The sequence below is a fragment of the Janthinobacterium sp. YR213 genome (assembly GCF_900099875.1).
GTDB classification, from domain to species: domain Bacteria; phylum Pseudomonadota; class Gammaproteobacteria; order Burkholderiales; family Burkholderiaceae_D; genus Janthinobacterium; species Janthinobacterium lividum.
Window position 1 is genome coordinate 335626 of record NZ_FNDA01000004.1, and the last position, 18673, is coordinate 354298.

Sequence of the window (18673 nt, forward strand, 5' to 3'; positions counted from 1 at the left end):
AAGCGATGCGCCATTATAATCAGCTGGCGCATTTCGCCGCACATCTGAATTCATGAAGGAGCAGCATGCTGTCCCATATCTGCCTGGGAACCAACGACTTTCCCCGCGCCTACGCCTTCTACACGGCTCTGCTGGGAGAACTCGGTTTGATCGAGAAATTTCATGACCCCGTCAAGCCATGGGCAGGCTGGATGGCGCACGATGCGCCGCGTCCCTTGTTCGTGCTGACGGCGCCGCATGACGGCTTGCCGGCCGCGCCCGGCAATGGACAGATGACGGCCCTGCTGGCGGCCAGCCGCGCCCAGGTGGACCGCTGCCACCAGGCCGTGCTGGCGCTGGGCGCCGCGTGCGAAGGGCCGCCCGGCTTGCGCCCCCATTACCACGCCCATTACTATGGCGCCTACTTCCGCGACCTCGACGGCAACAAGCTGTGCGTGTGCTGCCACGCCGAGGAATAGTTCAGCGCTGGCCCCAGATATCTTCCTCTGTCCAGCCCAGCTCCGCAAAATCCTGCGCCCGCTCGTCCGCTTCGCCGGCGCAATAGAATTCGTCGAGCTGCGGCGGCGCGATGCGCGTGCCGGCCAGCATGGCGTGCACTTGCCCCCGGTGGTGGATCTGGTGCTGGAACAGATGCGCCAGCATGCGCTGGCGCGTGTCGACTTGCGGCGTGTCGCGCAGGATCGTCACGGGCCGCGCCAGGTCCGCGTCGCACAGGCTGCGGCAATGGGCGATCAGGCGCGCGTCGGATGCATGCTGTGCCGCCTGCAGCGTGGCGCAGTCGGTAAATGGCTCATCCTTTTCAAAGAAGACATAGCAGTCGGGATGGGGCGCTTCGCCGCGCAGCTCGCGTTCGAGCGCATCGAGGTAAAACCAGTCGCACGTGAGAATGTGGTTCAGGGTGGACTGGATGGTGGGGAAAAAGCTGACGCGCGTGGCCTGGAATTCGGCCTGGCTCAGTTCGCCGCAGGCTTTCAGCAGGCGGTGGTTGGCCCAGGCGTTGTTGTACGCCTGGCTGGTGACGTACTGGGCCAGCAGATTGTTCATGATGTACCTTGCAAAGAGGGGGACCTGCGGGAGCGCCACTGTAGCACTTTGCGGCAGGTGGACCAAGCCGGCCACGCCCGCCGCACCGGCATGGCTGTCATCAAGTAAAATCGCGCAGCGGATGTCGCGATAGTGATGCATATAAGGCTGGAATAGCAATGGGTTGGATAGGAAAATTACTGAACGGCGGCGACGAAAAAAACAAGCTCGCGCCAGCCACGGCAGGGGCGGCACCCGAGATGGCACGGCAGCCAGCCACCATCACCGAAATCGATGCCATCTACTACCGCTGGCTGGCGGCCGCGGGTGCGACGCAGGCGACAAAGCAGGCCGAACAGCAGATGCTGGATGAATTGACGCGCCTGGCCAATGAACCGGTCGCCGGCGCCGCGCTGGTGCCGCGCATTCCGGCCATCATTCCGCAGTTGATGCGTACCTTGCAAAATGAAAACATGAGCGCGGCCGAGCTGTCGCGCCAACTGGCCCAGGACGTGCTGCTGGTCGCCGAGGTCTACCGCGAAGCGAACCGGCCGCGTTACCATTCGCGCTACAACGCCAGCCCGTCGATCAACAACATGGACGGCGCCATCATGCTGCTGGGGCAAAACGGCATGCGCATGCTGCTAGCCCGCGTCGCCTTCCGTCCCATCGTCAGCATGCAGAGCGGCGGCCTGACCATACGCACGGCGCCGCTGATCTGGCGCCAGTCCGAGAAATGCGCGCTGGCGGCCAACCTGGTCGCACCGGCCATGCAGGCCAACGCCTTCGACGCCTATCTGGCGGGACTGATGGCCAATGTCGGCCTGGTGGTGGCGTTCCGGCTGATCGACCAGATGCATGCGCCCGATGCCTTTCCGCAATCGGACGCCTTCATTGCCCAGGTGTTTGCGCAAGCGCGCATCCTGTCGGTACGGATCGCCGAGTTATGGGAGTTTCCCGAGTCCGTCACCCGCGCGATCGGGCATGCCGGCGTCGATGCCCACGCCGATGCCGATCCGCAGGCGCGAGCGCTGGCGCTGGGAGATCGCTTGAGCAAGCTGCGCATGCTGGTCGATACTGGCCGCTTTCCTGCCGACGATCCCTTCGTGATGACGGGATTGAGCAAGGCCGAGCTGCAGGTGTTCGACAAGCTGGCCGACGAGGACGACGAGGAGTGACGGCCGCAGGCCGTCACGATGGGCATGCGGCGGATATCGCTCAGCGCGCAAAATAGAGTTCGTGCAGGTGATCGAGGTCGACCTCGGAAGCCGCCTGCGACAGCGCTACTTTGCCGCTTTGCATCAGGTAGACGTGATCGGCCACGCCCACGGCACGCGCCGTGTTCTGCTCGACGAGGATGATGGTGCGCCGGCCGTCGTTCAGGCGCGCGAGGATCTCGAACAGCTCGTTGACCACCAGCGGCGCCAGGCCCAGCGACGGTTCGTCGATGATCAATAGCGACGGATCGGACATCAAGCCCCGCGCCATCGCCAGCATCTGCGCCTCGCCGCCGGACAGTGATCCGGCCAGCTGTTTGCGCCGCTCGTGCAGGCGCGGGAACATGGCGTAGGCTTCGGCCAGGCGCGCCGGCATGTGGCTGCGGTGCTCTTTCGGAAACGCGCCCATGATCAGGTTTTCTTCCACGCTCATGTCGCGAAATGTCATGCGCCCCTCGGGGATCATGGTGACCCTCGCGTCGCTCATCTTCCACGTGGGCGTGCCGTTGATGGCCACGCCATCGAGCGCGATGCTGCCCGCGCCCACGGGCAGCAGACCCATGATGGCGCGCAGCAGGGTGGTCTTGCCGGCGCCGTTCGGGCCGATGATGGTGGTCAGCTTGCCCTTCTGGATCGACAGCGACACATCCCACAGCACATTGATGGCGCCATAGCCGGCGCGCAGTTTACTTATGTCAAGCATCGTTTCAGGCATGAACGGCTCCCGTGTAGCTTTCGATGACGGCCGGATCGCGGAACACGGCATCGGGCGTGCCGTCGGCGATCAGCTGGCCAAAATTGAGCACGGCCACGCGCTGGCACAGATTGCTGATGGTTTCGATGTCGTGCTCGATCATGACGATGCCCACGCCAAAGGCCGCGTGCAAGTCCTTAAGCATGCCCATGAAGCGGCGCTTGCCGTTCGTTTCCAGGCCGGCCAGCACTTCGTCGAGCAGCAGCAGCTTTGGATTGGTGACCAGCGCCTTGGCCACTTCCAGCGCCTTGAGTTCCGTCAGCGCCAGTTCGCTGGCCGCGTCGCGCCCAGCCTTGTCCGCCAGGCTGGTGAAGTCGAGGATTTCATCGATCTTGCGCGGGTCCACCTTGCCTGTGCCGAAGCGCTGCGCCACGATGAGGTTTTCGCGGACCGTCAATTCATGCATCGGTTGCGGAATCTGGAAGGTGCGGCCCAGTCCCAGGCGGGCGCGCTGGTACATGGGCGTGGCCATGATGTCGCGCCCCTCGAAGCGGATGCTGCCGCTGGTGGGGCGCACCAGGCCGGAGATCGCGTTGAACAGGGTGGTCTTGCCGGCGCCATTCGCGCCCACCAGGCCGATCACGTCGTGGCTGCCCACCTTCAGGGTGACGGAATCGACGGCCGTCAGGCCGCCGAAGCGCACGCAGACATTATCGAGTTCAAGCATGTTGTTTCTCCTTCGCTTTGAACGCCTTGCGTAGCAGCGGCAGCAGGCCGTTCGGACTGAAGACGATCATCGCCACCAGCAGCACGCCCAGCACCAGCTGGTGGCCCGTGGGAATCAGCGATTTGAAAATCAGCTGGTCGACCAGGTAGACCACCACGGCGCCCAGCACGGGGCCGAGGATGGTGCGGTAGCCGCCGAAGATGGCCGCCACGATCGGCAACGTCACCCACAGGCTGTTGAAGGCGTAGTCCGGCTCCAGGAAGTTGATGTAGTGGGCGTTGAAGGCGCCGAACAGGCCTGCCATGAAGGCCGACACGAGCAGCATGGCGCCTTTCAGCAAGGTGCTGTTGACGCCGACGACGCGCGTGGCGTCTTCGCTGTCGTGCATGGCGCGCAGGGCGATGCCGTAGTGGCTGGCGCGGATGCGGCTGTAGGCAAACGCGCAGCACACCACCAGGGTCAGTACCACCTGGTAGGCGCCCGTCTTGCTGGCCAAGTCGAAGCCGAAGACGGTGGGCAAGGTCGGGATGTTGTTGATGCCGCCGGCGCCGCCCGTCACGGAACTCCATTCCGTGGCCAGGATGCGGAAGATGTGGGCGTAGGCGAGGATGGCCAGCGCAAAATACGGCCCGCGCAGGCGCAGCACGGGCAGCATGATGACGGCGGCGATGGCCGCCCCCGCGCCGCCCAGCAGCATGGCGGCAAACACTGGCAAGCCCAGTTTCACGGTAGCGAGGGCGGAGACATATGCGCCCACGCCGAAGAAGGCCGCATGGCCGAAGCTGACCATGCCGCCCAAATTGCCCAGCAGGGCCCAGGACATGGCCACGCCGCCGATGATCAGGGCCGCCACCACCATGCTCATCACATACTGGTTGCCGCCCAGGGCCAGCGGCACGGCGATATAGGCGGCCAGCAGCAGGCCCGCCGTGGACATCAGTGAAGTACGGCTCATCCGCGCCTCCGTTGTGCGCCGAACAGGCCGTTCGGCATGATGAACAGCACCAGCAGGAACAGCACCATGCCGGACAATTCCTGCAACGCGGAGCTGGCCAGGGTGACGGTCAGCGCTTCGGCCACGCCCAGCAGCACGGCGGCGAGCAGCACGCCGGGGATGGAGCCGATGCCGGCCAATACCGTGATGATGAAGGCTTTCACCGTCAGCGCGCCGCCGTAGGCGGGCTGGATCACGCCATAGCTGAACAGGGCCACGCCGGCAAAGGCGGCCAGGATGCCGGCGACTAAAAAGGAAACCAGTTCCGTGCGGCCCGGGTCGATGCCCATCAGCTTGGCCGCGTCGCGGTTGCTGGAGACGGCGCGCACGGCGCGGCCATACCAGCTGGTGGACAGCCAGCGCCACAGGGCCGCCATCAGCACCAGGCTGACGCCAAAGAAAATCACTTCGCTGCGCATGCTGAAAAACGGACCGATCTCGATGCCTTCCTGCAGCCAGCTCGACGAGGTCGAGCGGATGTCCGCCTTCCATACGAGCAGGATGAAATTGGTGAGGATGACGCCGATGCCATAGGTGAGGATCAGCGAATTGATTTCGCGGTCTTTCTTGATGCGGCTGACGATCAGGTACACGCCCACGGATGTGAGGCTGACGATCACCAGCGCGATGGGAATGGCGAACATGGGCCCCAGGCCCAGGCCGGATTCCACGCTGTAGGCGATGTAGGCGGCCAGCAGCACCAGTTCGCCGTGCGCCAGGTTGATCACTTTCATGGTGCCGAAGACCAGCGCCAGTCCCAGTGCGATCAGGGCGTAGGAGCCGCCCTGCAGCAAGCCAGAATACAAGGCTTGCAAGATTAATTCTGTCATGACGTCATCCCGTCAGGCTTTCCTGGCGCATCGCGAAGATGCACCAGGACCGCCGTTTATCGGTGCACGCCCGGCAGGCGTGCGCGTGTGCAGCGGGAGGCTGCCTACCAGGGCAGGGCTGGATAGGCCAGCTTGCCCGTGGCGTGTTCCTTCGGCCAGACGATCACCACTTTCTTGTCCTGGTGCTGCGCCATGCGGTGCACGAAATTCTGGTTGTCGCCATTGGCGGCGAACTGCACCCGGCCGATCAGGGTTTCGCGGTCCGTCTTGCGCATTTCCTCGGCCACGCCGCCTTTCTTGAGCGTGCCCTTGTCGGCCGCGCGCGCGATGGCTTCGAACAGCAGCATCGATTGCACATAGCCGAACTGGCCCAGGTAGTCCGGCTCCTTCTTGTACAGCTGCTTGTAGGCGTCGCTGAAGGCCTTGCCGTCGGCTGTCTTGAATTCCGTGGGGAAGGGTAGCAGGGCCGTGCCGAACACGTTCGGCATCAGGTCGGGGAAGTCGGCCGCCATTTTCGGCGTGGCCAGCGACCACACGCCCACCATGGCCTTGATCTTCGGCTTCAGGACGCGGGCGGCGCGGATGATGCCCACGTAATCGTTTTCGTAGCCGACCATGGCCACCACTTCCGATTTATCCTGCAGCTTGATCTTGTTGATGATGGGCTTGAAATCGGTAATGGCCGGGTCGAACGAGTGCGTCGTCACTTTCACGCCCTTGGCGGCCAGGGCCTTTTCCACGTCTTTCGCCAGGCCCGTGGTGGCGTCCTTGGTCGAATACACGATGGAGACGGACTTGGCGCCCACATCCTGCAGCAGTCCCAGCATGGCTTTTTCGTAGCCGGCCGTGTTATTGATGCGGAAAAAATTCTTGCGCCCGCTGGACACCAGGCTGTCGTCCACGCCGCCCGAGGTGATGTAGACGAGGCCCAGTTTATTCGCCGTGTCCGAGGCGGGCGAGATATTGTTCGAGCCATAGCCGCCCGTGATGGCCACCACGCCCTGGCTGGCCAGCTTTTCCACGGCGGCGATGGCCTTGGCGGGCGCCGATTCGTCGTCGACGGTGATGATCTTGATGGTGTGCTTACCGTTGGTCTTGTTGAATACCTCGGCCGCGACCATGATCCCTTCCTGCATGCCGGCGCCGACCCGCGCCAGGTTCCCCGTCAGCGGGATTTCCGCGCCGACCAGAAATTCGTCGGCGCTGGCCTGTGCCATCCAGGCGCTGGCAACCAGCGCTGCCATGGCGATGCGTGTATAGGTGCGTTTCATCGTGTCTCCTCCGGTGATGTGGCTTGGTTTTATTGTCTTGTCTGGTACAGCATGGTCAACTTATCGTGCATTCTGCGCCATTTGCCGCAGCTGCCCCTTTAAAATCTTGCCCGTGGCGGCCGCTGGCAGCGCTTCCATGACGATGATGGCGGATGGGCACTTGTACGGCGACAGGGTCTGTGCCAGCCAGGCCTGCAATTCTGCCACGCTGGCGGGCTGGCGCGGATCCAGTTCCACGTAGGCGATGACGTCCTCGTTGCCATCGGCGAGGGTGCGCCCCACTACGGCCGACTGCACCACGGAAGGGTGGGCGTTCAGCGCCGTTTCCACTTCCAGCGGATACACATTGAAGCCGGAGCGGATGATCAATTCCTTGGTGCGTCCGACAATGAACAGCGCGCCGTCCGCTTCTTGGCGCGCCATGTCGCCCGTATTGAGCCAGCCGCCGTCGCGCATGGTGGCCGCCGTCATGGCCGGTTCGCGGTAATAGCCTGCCATGACGTTCGGCCCGCGTATCCACAATTCTCCCGGCTCGCCCGGCGTCACATCCGTACCGGCCACGTCCACCACGCGCACTTCCACGCCCGGGATCGGCATGCCGACGGAATCGTCGCGGCGCGGCGCTTCCAGGCGGGTCTGGCTGATGGTGGGCGCGCTTTCCGTCATGCCGTAGCCATTGTGCAGCGCGGTACCCAGCAGCTTTTCCACGTCGCGCTTGAGCGATGGCGCCAGCGGCGAGCCGCCCGCATACGCAAAGCGCAGCCGCGTGGGCAGCGGCGTATCGGCTCCGCCCAGGGTTTGCAGCAGCTTGGCGTACATGGCGGGCACGCCCTGCACAATGGTCAAGCCGTCGTCTTTCAAGGCCGAGAGCAGGCCATCGACGGAAAAGCGCGGCACCAGATACAGCGCGGCGCCCGCATACAGGGTGCCCAGTGCCACCGAGGCCAGGCCGTACACGTGCGAAATCGGCAGCACGCCATACGCGCGGTCGCTGCGCGTCAGGCCCCGCAACGTGCTGGAGACGGCGGCGATGAACAGCAGGTTGCGGTGCGTGAGCATCACGCCTTTCGACTGGCCTGTCGTGCCCGTCGTGTAGATCAGCGCGGCCACCTGTTCGTTGCCGGGGACCGTGTCTTCCGCGATGGCGGCGTCGTTCAATTCGCCCGCCAGCAGCTCGCCCATGCCATCGACGGTGACAGGGCGGGCGCCGCGCCGCGCCGCATGCGCGGCCGCTTCCGGCGATGCGCCGGCCAGGAACAGCACGCGCCGCGCGGAACTGTGCGCGGCGATGGTATCGATCTCGCGCGCCGACAGCCGCGCATTGACGTTGACGATCCACGCGTCGATGCTGGCGGCCGCGAAGATCAGCGCCACCTGCAGCGCGCCATTTTCTCCCACCACCATCAGGCGGTCGCCGGCGCGCACGTCGAGGTTGCGCAGCAGCTGCGCTGCACTTTCCACACTGTGCTGCAGCTGCGCGTAGGTCCAGCTGTGGCCACCTTCATGCAGCGCCGGCGCGTCCGGCGCGCGCGCGGCCCAGTAGGCAGGGATGGCCGACAGGCGCGCCGGCAAGCCGGCCAGCAGGGTGGGGATGTCCATCGCGGCCTCCTTCACTTTTGCGCTGCCTTGATCATGTTGCGGGCGATGACGATCTGCTGGATCTGCGTCGTGCCTTCATAGATGCGGAACAGGCGCACGTCACGGTAGAAACGCTCGGCCGCGTATTCGCTGATGTAGCCGGCGCCGCCGTGGATCTGCACGGAGCGGTCAGCGACCCTGCCGCACATTTCGGAGGCGAACAGCTTGCAGCACGATGCTTCCGTCGAGATGTCTTCCTTGTTGTCGCGCCGGCGCGCCGCGTCGAGCACCATGCTGCGCGCCGCGTAAATCTCCGCCTTGCTGTCGGCCAGCATGGCCTGGATCAGCTGGAATTCCGCGATGGGCTGGCCGAACTGCTGGCGCTCCATCGCATACGCGAGGGCGTCGGCCAGCATGCGCTCGGCCGCACCCACGCAGACGGCGGCGATGTGCAGCCGGCCTTTGTCGAGCACTTTCATGGCCGTCTTGAAGCCCACGCCTTCCTTGCCGCCGATGATGTTCGCGGCCGGCACACGGCAGTTTTCAAAGATGACGTCGCAGGTATGTGCGCCTTGCTGGCCCATTTTTTTATCAATCTTGCCCAGCGAGAGGCCGGGCGTGTCCTTTTCCACGATGAAGGCGGAAATCGCCGAGGCGCCCCGCTTGACGGGATCCGTGCGGGCCATCACGGTAAAAATGCTCGCTTCGGGCGCGTTGGTGATATAGCGCTTGCTGCCGTTGAGGATATAGAAGTCGCCGTCGCGCACGGCCGTCGTGCGCAGGGACGCGGCGTCGGAGCCCGATCCCGCTTCCGTCAGGGCGAACGAGCCGATGATCTCGCCCGCCGCCAGCTTGGGCAGATAGTATTGTTTTTGCGCTTCCGTGCCGTCGATAACGATGCCTTGCGAGCCGATGCCGTTGTTCGTGCCGATCAGCGAGCGGAAGGCGGGCGAGGTGCGGGCGATTTCGAAAGCGACCCTGACTTCCTCTTCCATGCTCAGTTCCAGGCCGCCGTAGGCTTCCGGGATGGACAGGCCGAACAGGCCCAGTTCGCGCATCTGCGCCACGATGGTGGGCGGGATGGTGTCCGTTTCGGCCACCAGCGCCTCGTTCGGCACCAGCACTTCGCGCACGAAACGGGCGATGCTGTCGAGCAGGATGTTCAGGGTTTCTTCGTCGCGTATCATCGGTTTCCTCGGCGCTTTGATTTGAACTGTCGTTGAGAGGGGGCGCGCAGTCTAACCGCGGCCCAGGTTTTTTTCCACTGTCTTGACCAGGGCGACCAGGCGCGGTCCCAGATCCGATTCGAGTTTTTCGCGCGACAGCAGGAAGGCGGGGCCGCCGCAATTGAAGGCCATCACCTGTTCGCCATCGGCACCCAGCATGGGCACACCCACGGCGTGCACATCGTTCTGCCATTCGCCGGCCGAGATGCAAAAGCCCCGGTCCTGGTAATCCTTGAAGCCTTGTTCGATACCGGCCTTGATGCGCGGCCAGCGTTCCGTCTCGTGCACGCGCGCATGGTCCATCAGGTAGTCGCGTTCGGCCTGCGGCAGGATGCACAGCAGGGCCTTGCCCATGGCCGTCGTCATCAGGGGGATGCGCGAACCGACGTCGAGGCGCAGGGTGACGTTGGCGCTGCTGCGGCACGTTTCCACGTACACCATGCTGAGACGGTCGCGCGTGCCCAGCGAAACGGAGGCTTGCGCATGTTCGGCCAGTTCTTCCATCAGCGGGCGCGCCATCTTGCGCACATCGAGGTTCGACAGCATGCGGTAACCGAGAGCCAGCACGCCGGCGCCCAGCTGGTACTTGCCCAGGCTGTCCGAATAATTCAGGTAGCCGAGTTTGGTGAGGGTATAGGTGAGGCGCGAAATCGTCGGTTTCGGAATGCCCGTGCGCCTGGCCATGTCCGCATTCGACAGGAACACTTCGCCGGGGCGAAAGCAGCGCAGTACTTCCAGCCCGCGCGCCAGCGCGTTGACGAACTGGCGGTCCTTGCCTTCCTCGTCATCGCTGAAGACGATGAGTTCCGGATCTGCTGCGGTCTGAATATTTGTCATATTTGCATTCATTTTCAGGCTCCCTGGAAATCAGTTTGCCTAGCCAAAATCGACGTGTCAACCGTTTTGTGAAACATTCGTTCGCACAGCGAAATGCTGCGCTGCATGAATTTTTCTCGGAAAATTGACCTGCGCAGGCGTTTTGGCGCTTGTCGCTTGAGCCTCGTTATATACGTCTGTATATTGCGCTGTTGGGTGACGGCCGCCGCAAGAGTGGCCGCTTTTTTGAGTATCGCTATATGAGACTCTATATAACGACAGTGGAAAGATCGAAACGATGTTGAAACAGGTATTGGCAGGCGCCGTGATGCTGGCGCTGGCGCACATGGCACAGACGGCGCGGGCGCAGCAAATGGCGGGCAACGATGGCGTGGATGCTGCGGCGCCGTTCGTGCTGGGCACGGTGACGGTGATCGGCCAGCGCGAGCAGGCAGGGCAGATGGAACAGCAGGTGGGGTCGCAAGTGAGTCGCGCCGAGATGCGCCGGTTCAACCGCGACAACGTGGGCGATGCTCTGAATTTGCTGTCCGGCGTGTCGCTGTCGACCAATGCGCGCAATGAGAAGACTGTCGCCATCCGCGGCTTCGACTCTCGCCAGGTGCCGCTGTACATCGACGGCATTCCCGTCTACGTGCCGTATGACGGCTATGTCGATTTCAACCGCTTCACCACCAGCGACCTGGCCGCCATCCAGGTGGCCAAGGGCTACAGCTCCGTGGCCTACGGCGCCAATACCCTGGGCGGCGCCATCAACCTGGTGTCGCGCAAGCCGTCCGCGCGGCTGGAAGGCGATACGTCCATCGGTTTCGGCTCGGGCAGCGAACGCCAGGTGTCGGCCAACGTGGGCACGAACCAGGGCCTGTGGTATCTGCAGGCGGGCGTGTCGTACATCGACAGCGACGGCTTTCCCCTGTCGTCGGATTTCCGCCCGACGGCCACGGAAGACGGCGGCACGCGCAACAACGCCTACCGCAAGGATCATAAACTGTCGTTCAAGGTGGGCTACACGCCCGTGGGCGGCGGCGAATATGCACTCAGCTACTACAAGCAGCATGGCGAGAAGGGCCAGCCGCCATCGACGAATCCCGTCGGCGCGCGCTACTGGCAATGGCCGTACTGGAACAAGGAAAGCGTGTACTTCGTCTCGCAGACGCGCCTGGGCGACACCGAGCGCCTGAAACTGCGCCTGTACCACGACAGCTATGACAATGAAATCACCTCCTACACGAACGGCAGCTACGCGACCCTGAAAACCAGCGGCCAGGGCAGCGTCAGCGGCGGGCGCAGCATCTATAACGACCGCACGAACGGCGGCGCGGTGGAGCTCGAATCGTTCCGCCTGGCCGCACACAGCCTGCGCTTTGTCGCCAGCTACAAGGCCGACGAGCATCAGGAACTCGACGCCAAGGGCGTGCGCACCACCTGGTACAAGGATGCCCTGTGGACCCTGGGTGCGGAAGACAGCATTGCCCTCGATGCGGCGACGGAACTGTCGCTGGGCGTGTCGCGCAATGCACTGCGTCCGGACACTGTCTACAGCGCCGGCAACGCGTATACCTTGCCGGAGAATCAATCGGCCACGGACATGCAGGCGGGCCTGTTCCACAAGATCGGTACTGACGCGAGGGTGTACGCCACGGTGGCGCGCAAGTCGCGCCTGCCGACCCTGAAGGACCGCTACTCGCAGCGCCTGGGCACGTATATTGAAAACCCGAACCTGCGCGCCGAGGAAGCGATGAATTACGAGCTGGGTTACCAGGCCAGCATGCGCGGGCTGGCGCTCGATGCCGCCCTGTTCTACAGCGACGTGAAGGACAAGATACAGAGCGTGGCGAATGTGGCGGGCGTACGCGCGCAGATGCAGAACGCGGGCAGGGCGCATATCAGCGGCGCGGAGCTGGGCTTGCGCGGCAGCGCCGGCGCGTGGCTGGACTTCGGCGGCAACTACACCTACACGGAAATGAAGAACGTCAGCGACCGCGCCATCCGCCTGACGGACGTGCCGCGCCACAAGCTGACGGCGCACGCCGTGCTGCACGCGGCGCGCCAGCTCGATGTGGTGGCCATCGCGGAAGCGAATAGCGGGCGCTGGGTCTCGAACACCCTGGAACTGGGCGGCTTTGCCACCGTCAACCTGAAGGCCGTGTACCGCCCCTTGCCGGCCTTGACCCTGGAAGCGGGCGTGAGCAACCTGGCTGACCGCAACTACGCGCTGGCCGACGGTTTCCCCAGCGCGGGGCGCACCTGGTTGGCCAATGCGCAATACCAGTTCTGATTTTTTGATTGTTCCATGAAAGGACACAGCATGTTGAAGAAAATATTCCTTGGTTTTGCTTCGGCCGCCCTGCTGGCGACGGCGCCCGCATGGGCCGGCCCGGCGCCGGCGCGCGAGCATATGAGCCATGCGCTGACCGTGACGGGCAAGGTGGCAACGCCGTTGACCCTGACAGTGGCCGACCTGCGCCAGCTGCCGCCGGCGAATGGCGGCGAGCTTGCCGTCACGCGCCATAACGGCGACAAGGCCGAGACCATTACCAGTTACAAGGGCGTGCGCTTGCGCGATATCCTCGACAAGGCGGTGCTCGACGCGCCGGGCCACAACGACGTCAAGAAGCTCGCCATCATCGCCACGGCCACCGATGGTTACGCGGTGGTGTTTTCCTGGGCCGAGCTGTATAACGCGCCGGCCGGCGAGGGCGTGATCGTCTACTACGAGAAGAACGGCAAGGCGCTTGACGAAAGCGATGGCGAGATCGCCCTGATCTCGGCCAGGGATATCCGCACGGGTCCGCGCCACGTGAAGTGGTTGAACCACATCGAGGTGCGCAAGCTGGTGGAGTGACGCGCAGCTGATGGAAAAAACGCGCCGTGGAGCCATCCCCGGCGCGTTTTTTTTATGCCGCCAGCGCTTGCCGCATGGCTTGGCCCGCCACGTCGAACAGGCCGCGCGCCGCTGGCGTCAAGCCCAGCATGTGCATCGACGCATGGATCATGCCGTCGAGCTGCACGCATTGCGCCGCCACGCCGTCGTCGCGCAAATACCGCGCATAGGCTTCGCCTTCGTCATGCAGCGGGTCGTATTCGCACACGAGCACGGTCGCCGGCGGCAAGTCCTTCAGCGAGGCGGCCCGCAGGGGCGCCGCGTAGGGCTGCGCGCCATCAGCCGGCTCGTTCAGGTAGGCCGACCAGCAAAAGCGCATGGCTTCCCGTGTCAGCGAATGGCCTTCCGCATAGCGCTGGTAGGATGGCGTGTCGAAGGCGAAATCGAGCGCCGGGTACAGCAGCAGCTGGTGCGCCAGCGCGGGACCGGCCTGGTCGCGGGCCATCAGGGCCGCTGCCGCCGCCAGGTTGCCGCCCGCGCTGTCGCCGCCCACGGCCAGCCGTTTCACGTCGATGCCCAGCGCCTCGGCATGGTCCGCGACCCAGCAGAGCGCCCGATAAAAATCATCGAGCGGCACGGGGAACTTGTGCTCAGGCGCCAGCCGGTAGTCGACGGAAAAGACCACGCAGCCGGTGGCGTTGGCCAGCGCGCGGCACGGATTGTCGTACAGGTCCAGCGAGCACAGACACCATCCTCCCCCATGCGCAAAGACGATGGCGGGCAAGGGCTGGCCCGTGTCCGCGCCGGCCGGCACATAGGCGCGCACGGTCAGCGCATGCTCGCCGGGCAGCACGTAGTCCTTGATCGACGCGACGTCTTCCAATGGTCCGTGCAGCTGGCGCAAGCCCGTTTCCGTGGCGGCGCGCAAGTCCGCCAGCGAGGCGGGCTGCGGCGCATCCTTGCCCTCGTCCAGCCAGACGGCGATCAGCGGGTCGAGGCTCATGCGGGTGCTCCGGCCAGGAAGGGCAGCAGGTGGGCGATGAACGCTTCCGGCTGTTCTTCCATGATGAAGTGGCCGCATTCGGCGACGATGGCGCCCTGCAAAATATCGGCCTTGCCCTGCATGGTCAGCAGGGGCGCGTCATTCGTCGCATGGTCGGCGCCGATGGCCAGCACGGGCATGGCCAGGCTCTTTTTCGCCCGCTCCAGGTTTTGCCGGATGGTTTCCGGAATGGCGCGGTAGTAGGCGAAACCGGCGCGCAGGGCGCCCGGCGTGGCATAGGCGTCCGCATACACGTCGACGGCCACCTTGTCGCGGCGGTACGACCAGCGGTCCAGGATGAAGCGGATGTATTCGCGTTCCTTGCCGGCCGTGAGCATCTCCGGCAAATCGAGCACCTGGTTGAACATGAAGTGCCACAGGAAGATGTTGTCGGACGGCGCGACAAAAATCGGCGGCGCCGGCGCCAGGCCTGGAATGACGGCTTCCGTCAGCGCCAGTTTCGTCACGGCCTGCGGGAAATCGCTGGCCAGCGCATAGCCGACCCACATGCCGATATCGTGGCCGACGACGTCGTACTGCGCATGGCCCAGGGCCAGCATGGCGCGGTGCAGGGTGGCGGCAACGGCGCCCGTGTCATAGCCGCCGGCCGGGCGTTCCGAGTGGCCGCTGCCGGGCGGATCGATGGCGATCGCCTGGTAGCCGTTGGCCGCCAGGGCCGCCATCACATGGCGCCAGGCATACCAGGTTTGCGGCCAGCCGGGGATCAGCAGCACGGGTTTGCCTTCGCCGGCGATGACGCAATGCAGGCGCTGGCCGTCGATGCGGACGTAGTCGTGGGTGTAGCTGTCTTGATTCTGATGCATGGTGTTTCCTTGTTAGTTGTGCTCGATGCCGAGCAGGGTATTGATCTGCTGCGCGCTGACGGGGGCGCCGGCGAAGTCGTCGAAGATCTTGTCGGTCACGGGAATGATGTGGGCATTGATGAAGGCCACGCCTTCGCGCGCGCCCACTTCCTGGTCCTTCAGGCAGCATTCCCATTCCAGCGTGGCCCAGCCCGCGTAATCGTTTTGCGCCATCTTCGAGAAGATCGCCTTGAAGTCGACCTGGCCATCGCCCAGCGAACGGAAGCGCCCGGCGCGGTTTTCCCATGACTGGTAGCCGCCATAGATGCCTTGCCGCCCCGTCGGATTGAACTCCGCATCCTTCACATGGAACATGCGGATGTGGTCTTTATAAATGTCGATGAATTCCAGGTAGTTCAGCTGCTGCAGCACGAAGTGGCTGGGGTCGAACAGCATCTTGCAGCGCGGATGGCGGCCCACGCGCTCGTAGAACATCTCGAAGCTGATGCCGTCATGCAGGTCTTCGCTCGGGTGGATTTCGTAGCACAGGTTGACGCCCTGCTCTTCGCACACGTCGAGGATGGGCAGCCAGCGGCGCGCCAGTTCGTCGAAGGCCGCTTCGATCAGGCCGGGCGGGCGCTGCGGGAACGGGAACAGGTAGGGCCAGGCGAACGAGCCCGAAAACGTGCCCATGTCGGTCAGGCCCAGGCGCTTCGAGGCCATGGCCGCCAGTTTCACTTGCTCGATGGCCCACTCGGTGCGCGCCGCCGGCTGGCCGTGCAGGTGGGCCGGCGCAAAGCTGTCGCACAGCGCGTCATAGGCCGGGTGCACGGCCACCAGCTGGCCGAGGATGTGCGTCGTCAGTTCGCTGATGACCAGGCCATGGCTGGCCAGCATGGCAACGAGGTCGTCGCAGTATTGCTGGCTATGGGCCGCTTGCGCCACGTCGAACAGGCGTGCATCCCAGGCGGGGATCTGCAGGGCCTTGAAGCCCATGCCGGCCGCCCACTCGGCGATGGCGGGCAGGGTGTTGAAGGGCGCCGTGTCGGCGGCGAATTGTGCCAGGTGCAGGCTTGGTCCTTGGATGGTTTTCATATCGGCTCCTATTGTTTGTCGATCGACAAAGAATAGGCGAAATTTTCCCTTCGGTCAAGCCCGTGATGCAAAATAAATCGGGAACGCGCCGTGGGCGCCAGGCGTTATACTGGCCGCCACTTCGCAAGCAGAGGATCAAGATGGCAGGAAGACCGAGGGAATTTGACCGCGCGCTGGCGCTGGCAAAAGCGCGCGACGCGTTCTGGACGCGCGGCTATGAAGGCGTATCGATGGCTGACCTGGTGGCGGCGCTGGGCATCGCCTCGGCGCGCATCTATGCGGCGTTCGGCTCGAAGGAACAGTTGTTCCGCGAAGCCGTGGAATTGTATGAAACGGGCGAGGGCGCTTTTGCCGTGCATGCGCTGGCGGCCAGCCTGAATGTGCGCGACGCCGTGGCGCGCATGCTGGAAGAAGCGGTGCTGCTGTACACGCGTAGCGGCCAGCCGCAAGGCTGCATGGTGGTCACGGCCGCCACGAATACGAGCGCGGAAAACGCGGGCATCGCCGACTGGCTGGCGCAGCACCGCCGCGCACGCACGCAAGCCGTCATCGAACGCCTGCGCGCGGCGCAGCTGGCGGGAGAATTAAAAGGGGAGGCGGACGTGCAGGCGCTGGGCGACTATTATGCGGCCTTGCTGCATGGCCTGTCGGTGCAGGCGCGCGACGGCATTCCGGCCGAACGGCTGCTGGCGCTGATTGCGCCGGCGATGGCGCCTTTGGTGCTGGAAATGCAAAAACCAGACTAGCGTGTCGATAGTCGCCGTGGATGTTTGCTGCCTCAGGTCTTGACGTCGATCAGGCTGCCCAAAGCCTGGTCGGCTGCCTTGACGACATTCGCCGATAAATTAAAACCGGCCTTGTAGACGAGGTTATCCGTCAGCTCGGAAGCGAGGCCCACGCCGTTCGGCCGGCTTTCCGCCGCCTTGGCGGCATTCGCGTTGGCGCTGCTGACGCTTTCGCTGGCGGCCAGCTTGCGTCCTTCGACAGACAGGGTAACGCCAGTGCCGGCCGGGCTGGCTTCCTGGAACTCGGCTTGTTGCGGCTGGAAGCCCGGCGTGTTCGCATTGGCGATATTGTTGGCGGCCACATCCAGCGCGCGCTGGTTGGCGGTCAGCCCCGAGGTACCGGTGGTGAGGGCGGATATGGACATGGCAACTCCTTCAGAATGCACCCAGTTTACTCCCGCCAGCGGGAAAAGTGGTTGGTGCAAGGCAACATTTTTTCACGCGGGTGGTTGCCGCAAAAAATAGGTGCATCACGTAATTTTTTTATATTGTTCTGTGGCATTTCGCTGCCTAGACTGGCAGGGAAGTCATCCACGGAGTCCGCCATTTTTCACCTGTTTAGTCCTCTTTTCCTGGGTTTTCTGCTCAGTCTGCCTTGCCTGTCCCTGAAAGCCCAGCTTGCCCATTCGTCACTGCCGCTCGATGTGCGCCTGAACGAGCAGGTCATCATGGTGCCGGCCGGCGATGGCTTGCGCGAGATGCTGGAAACGACGGTGTTCCGTCCAGCCGGCCCCGGCCCGTTTCCCCTGCTGCTGATGAATCATGGCAAGCAGGCCGGCCCGGCCCGGCTGCAGGCGCGCGAGCGCTTCATCTATATGGCGACCGAATTCGTGCGCCGCGGCTATGCGGTGATGCTGCCCATGCGCGCCGGCTTTGCGCGTTCCACGGGCGCCTACCGCGATTTCGGCTGCGACATGCTGGGCAACGCCCAGAGCCAGGCGCGCGACATGCTGGCCGCGCTGGCCTATGCGCGCCGCCAGAGCTGGGTCGACCAGGAACGCATCGTCGTCGCGGGGCAGTCGTATGGCGGCATGGCGGCACTGGCGCTGGCCACCCGCGTGCTGCCCGGCGTGCGCGGCGTGCTCAATTTTTCCGGCGGCTTGCGCGTCGACATGCCCGGCTGCGACTGGCAAGGGGCGCTGGCCAAGTCCTTCGCCACCATGGGCGCCTACAACCACATTCCCAGCCTGTGGCTGTATGGCGCGAATGACTCGTATTTTTCGCCGGCCCTGGCGCGGCGGCTGTTCAATTCCTTTACCGGATCGGGCGGCCGGGCGCAATTGCTCGCCTATGGTCCGTTTAAGCGCGACGCGCACCTGACCCTGGGCAGCCGCGACGGCGTGGCCGTGTGGTTGCCCGCCACCGAGCGCTTCCTGCGGAAGATCGGCATGCCGGTGCGGCAGGTCTATCGCGTGGCCGAGGCGCCGTCGCCGCCCGCCACGCATTTCGCGCCGCAGGACGATATCGCCGCCGTGCCGTATCTGGAAGAGCAGGGGCGCGCCGCCTACCGCGTCTTCCTGGAGAAAACCGCGCCGCGCGCCTTTGCCCTGTCGGCCAGCGGCGCCTGGGGCTGGGCCGAGGAGGGTGAAAGCCCCGATGTGCGCGCGCTGGCCTCGTGCCAGCGCCGGAGCAGCCTGCCGTGCCAGCTGTATTCCGTCGATGAAAGCGTCGTTTGGCCGGTCGCCGGCGCCAGCGCGAGCGCCGCCGGCGGCGCGCAATAGGCGGGCTGC

Annotated in this window: 19 protein-coding genes; 6 read left to right on the forward strand and 13 right to left on the reverse strand. The window is 64.4% G+C overall.

Features of this window, described 5'->3' with window-relative positions:
• The first annotated feature begins 65 nt into the window (after nucleotides 1-65).
• Nucleotides 66-458: a VOC family protein gene (locus tag BLT98_RS19225; RefSeq protein ID WP_092610549.1), complete on the forward strand. Its 393-nt coding sequence runs from the start codon at nucleotides 66-68 to the stop codon at nucleotides 456-458.
• A 1-nt stretch (nucleotide 459) separates the two neighbouring features.
• On the opposite strand, the gene BLT98_RS19230 is transcribed toward BLT98_RS19225, so the two are convergent.
• Entirely contained in the window at nucleotides 460-1044 is a 585-nt protein-coding gene (locus BLT98_RS19230; protein ID WP_092610552.1) for a DinB family protein, read from the reverse strand.
• A gap of 158 nt (nucleotides 1045-1202) precedes the next feature.
• On the opposite strand from BLT98_RS19230, the gene BLT98_RS19235 reads away from it, so the two are divergent.
• Entirely contained in the window at nucleotides 1203-2201 is a 999-nt protein-coding gene (locus tag BLT98_RS19235) for an HDOD domain-containing protein (RefSeq protein WP_092610554.1), read from the forward strand.
• Between the two features lie 40 nt (nucleotides 2202-2241).
• On the opposite strand, the gene BLT98_RS19240 is transcribed toward BLT98_RS19235, so the two are convergent.
• The 8 genes from BLT98_RS19240 to BLT98_RS19275 form a co-directional block, all read right to left on the reverse strand.
• Nucleotides 2242-2943 carry an ABC transporter ATP-binding protein gene (locus tag BLT98_RS19240; protein ID WP_034782870.1) on the reverse strand — a complete coding sequence of 234 codons (702 nt, stop codon included), beginning with the start codon at nucleotides 2941-2943 and terminating at the stop codon, nucleotides 2242-2244.
• 4 nt (nucleotides 2944-2947) lie between these two features.
• The gene (locus tag BLT98_RS19245; RefSeq protein ID WP_092610557.1) at nucleotides 2948-3661 is read right to left on the reverse strand and encodes an ABC transporter ATP-binding protein; all 714 of its coding nucleotides are present in this window, start codon (nucleotides 3659-3661) and stop codon (nucleotides 2948-2950) included.
• Nucleotides 3654-4616: a branched-chain amino acid ABC transporter permease gene (locus BLT98_RS19250; RefSeq protein WP_092610560.1), complete on the reverse strand. Its 963-nt coding sequence runs from the start codon at nucleotides 4614-4616 to the stop codon at nucleotides 3654-3656. The genes BLT98_RS19245 and BLT98_RS19250 overlap by 8 nt, the downstream gene beginning before the upstream one ends.
• Nucleotides 4613-5485 carry a branched-chain amino acid ABC transporter permease gene (locus BLT98_RS19255; protein ID WP_034757323.1) on the reverse strand — a complete coding sequence of 291 codons (873 nt, stop codon included), beginning with the start codon at nucleotides 5483-5485 and terminating at the stop codon, nucleotides 4613-4615. The genes BLT98_RS19250 and BLT98_RS19255 overlap by 4 nt, the downstream gene beginning before the upstream one ends.
• A 104-nt stretch (nucleotides 5486-5589) precedes the next feature.
• Nucleotides 5590-6756, reverse strand: coding sequence for an ABC transporter substrate-binding protein (locus BLT98_RS19260; RefSeq protein WP_034782864.1), 1167 nt, complete (start codon nucleotides 6754-6756; stop codon nucleotides 5590-5592).
• A 60-nt stretch (nucleotides 6757-6816) separates the two neighbouring features.
• Complete coding sequence (locus tag BLT98_RS19265; RefSeq protein ID WP_092610563.1) at nucleotides 6817-8355, reverse strand: class I adenylate-forming enzyme family protein; 1539 nt, start codon at nucleotides 8353-8355, stop codon at nucleotides 6817-6819.
• An 11-nt stretch (nucleotides 8356-8366) separates the two neighbouring features.
• On the reverse strand, nucleotides 8367-9521 hold the full coding sequence (locus tag BLT98_RS19270; RefSeq protein WP_092610566.1) for an acyl-CoA dehydrogenase family protein: 1155 nt from the start codon (nucleotides 9519-9521) through the stop codon (nucleotides 8367-8369).
• A gap of 51 nt (nucleotides 9522-9572) precedes the next feature.
• The gene (locus BLT98_RS19275) at nucleotides 9573-10397 is read right to left on the reverse strand and encodes an IclR family transcriptional regulator (RefSeq protein WP_092610569.1); all 825 of its coding nucleotides are present in this window, start codon (nucleotides 10395-10397) and stop codon (nucleotides 9573-9575) included.
• Between the two features lie 277 nt (nucleotides 10398-10674).
• Between BLT98_RS19275 and BLT98_RS19280 the strand changes: the two genes are divergently transcribed.
• Together BLT98_RS19280 and BLT98_RS19285 are read left to right on the forward strand one after the other, a co-directional pair.
• On the forward strand, nucleotides 10675-12672 hold the full coding sequence (locus BLT98_RS19280) for a TonB-dependent receptor plug domain-containing protein (RefSeq protein WP_092610572.1): 1998 nt from the start codon (nucleotides 10675-10677) through the stop codon (nucleotides 12670-12672).
• Nucleotides 12673-12702: 30 nt separating this feature from the next.
• On the forward strand, nucleotides 12703-13239 hold the full coding sequence (locus BLT98_RS19285; protein WP_170846430.1) for a molybdopterin-dependent oxidoreductase: 537 nt from the start codon (nucleotides 12703-12705) through the stop codon (nucleotides 13237-13239).
• A 52-nt stretch (nucleotides 13240-13291) separates the two neighbouring features.
• Here BLT98_RS19285 and BLT98_RS19290 read toward each other — a convergent pair whose 3' ends face one another.
• The 3 genes from BLT98_RS19290 to BLT98_RS19300 are packed head-to-tail and all read right to left on the reverse strand — an operon-like array spanning nucleotide 13292 to nucleotide 16158.
• A complete protein-coding gene (locus BLT98_RS19290; protein WP_092610579.1) occupies nucleotides 13292-14221 on the reverse strand; it encodes an alpha/beta hydrolase in 930 nt (309 codons plus the stop codon).
• Nucleotides 14218-15084, reverse strand: coding sequence for an alpha/beta fold hydrolase (locus BLT98_RS19295; protein WP_092610583.1), 867 nt, complete (start codon nucleotides 15082-15084; stop codon nucleotides 14218-14220). The genes BLT98_RS19290 and BLT98_RS19295 overlap by 4 nt, the downstream gene beginning before the upstream one ends.
• A 12-nt stretch (nucleotides 15085-15096) precedes the next feature.
• Nucleotides 15097-16158 carry a sugar phosphate isomerase/epimerase family protein gene (locus BLT98_RS19300; protein WP_092610586.1) on the reverse strand — a complete coding sequence of 354 codons (1062 nt, stop codon included), beginning with the start codon at nucleotides 16156-16158 and terminating at the stop codon, nucleotides 15097-15099.
• 140 nt (nucleotides 16159-16298) lie between these two features.
• On the opposite strand from BLT98_RS19300, the gene BLT98_RS19305 reads away from it, so the two are divergent.
• Nucleotides 16299-16904 carry a TetR/AcrR family transcriptional regulator gene (locus BLT98_RS19305; RefSeq protein ID WP_092610589.1) on the forward strand — a complete coding sequence of 202 codons (606 nt, stop codon included), beginning with the start codon at nucleotides 16299-16301 and terminating at the stop codon, nucleotides 16902-16904.
• A gap of 32 nt (nucleotides 16905-16936) precedes the next feature.
• Here BLT98_RS19305 and BLT98_RS19310 read toward each other — a convergent pair whose 3' ends face one another.
• Complete coding sequence (locus BLT98_RS19310) at nucleotides 16937-17308, reverse strand: flagellar basal body protein (protein WP_092610592.1); 372 nt, start codon at nucleotides 17306-17308, stop codon at nucleotides 16937-16939.
• 279 nt (nucleotides 17309-17587) lie between these two features.
• Here BLT98_RS19310 and BLT98_RS19315 point away from each other — a divergent pair, with 279 nt between their 5' ends.
• Nucleotides 17588-18664, forward strand: a complete 1077-nt coding sequence (locus BLT98_RS19315) for a dienelactone hydrolase family protein (protein WP_244517583.1) — start codon at nucleotides 17588-17590, stop codon at nucleotides 18662-18664.
• The last annotated feature ends 9 nt before the right edge of the window (nucleotides 18665-18673 follow it).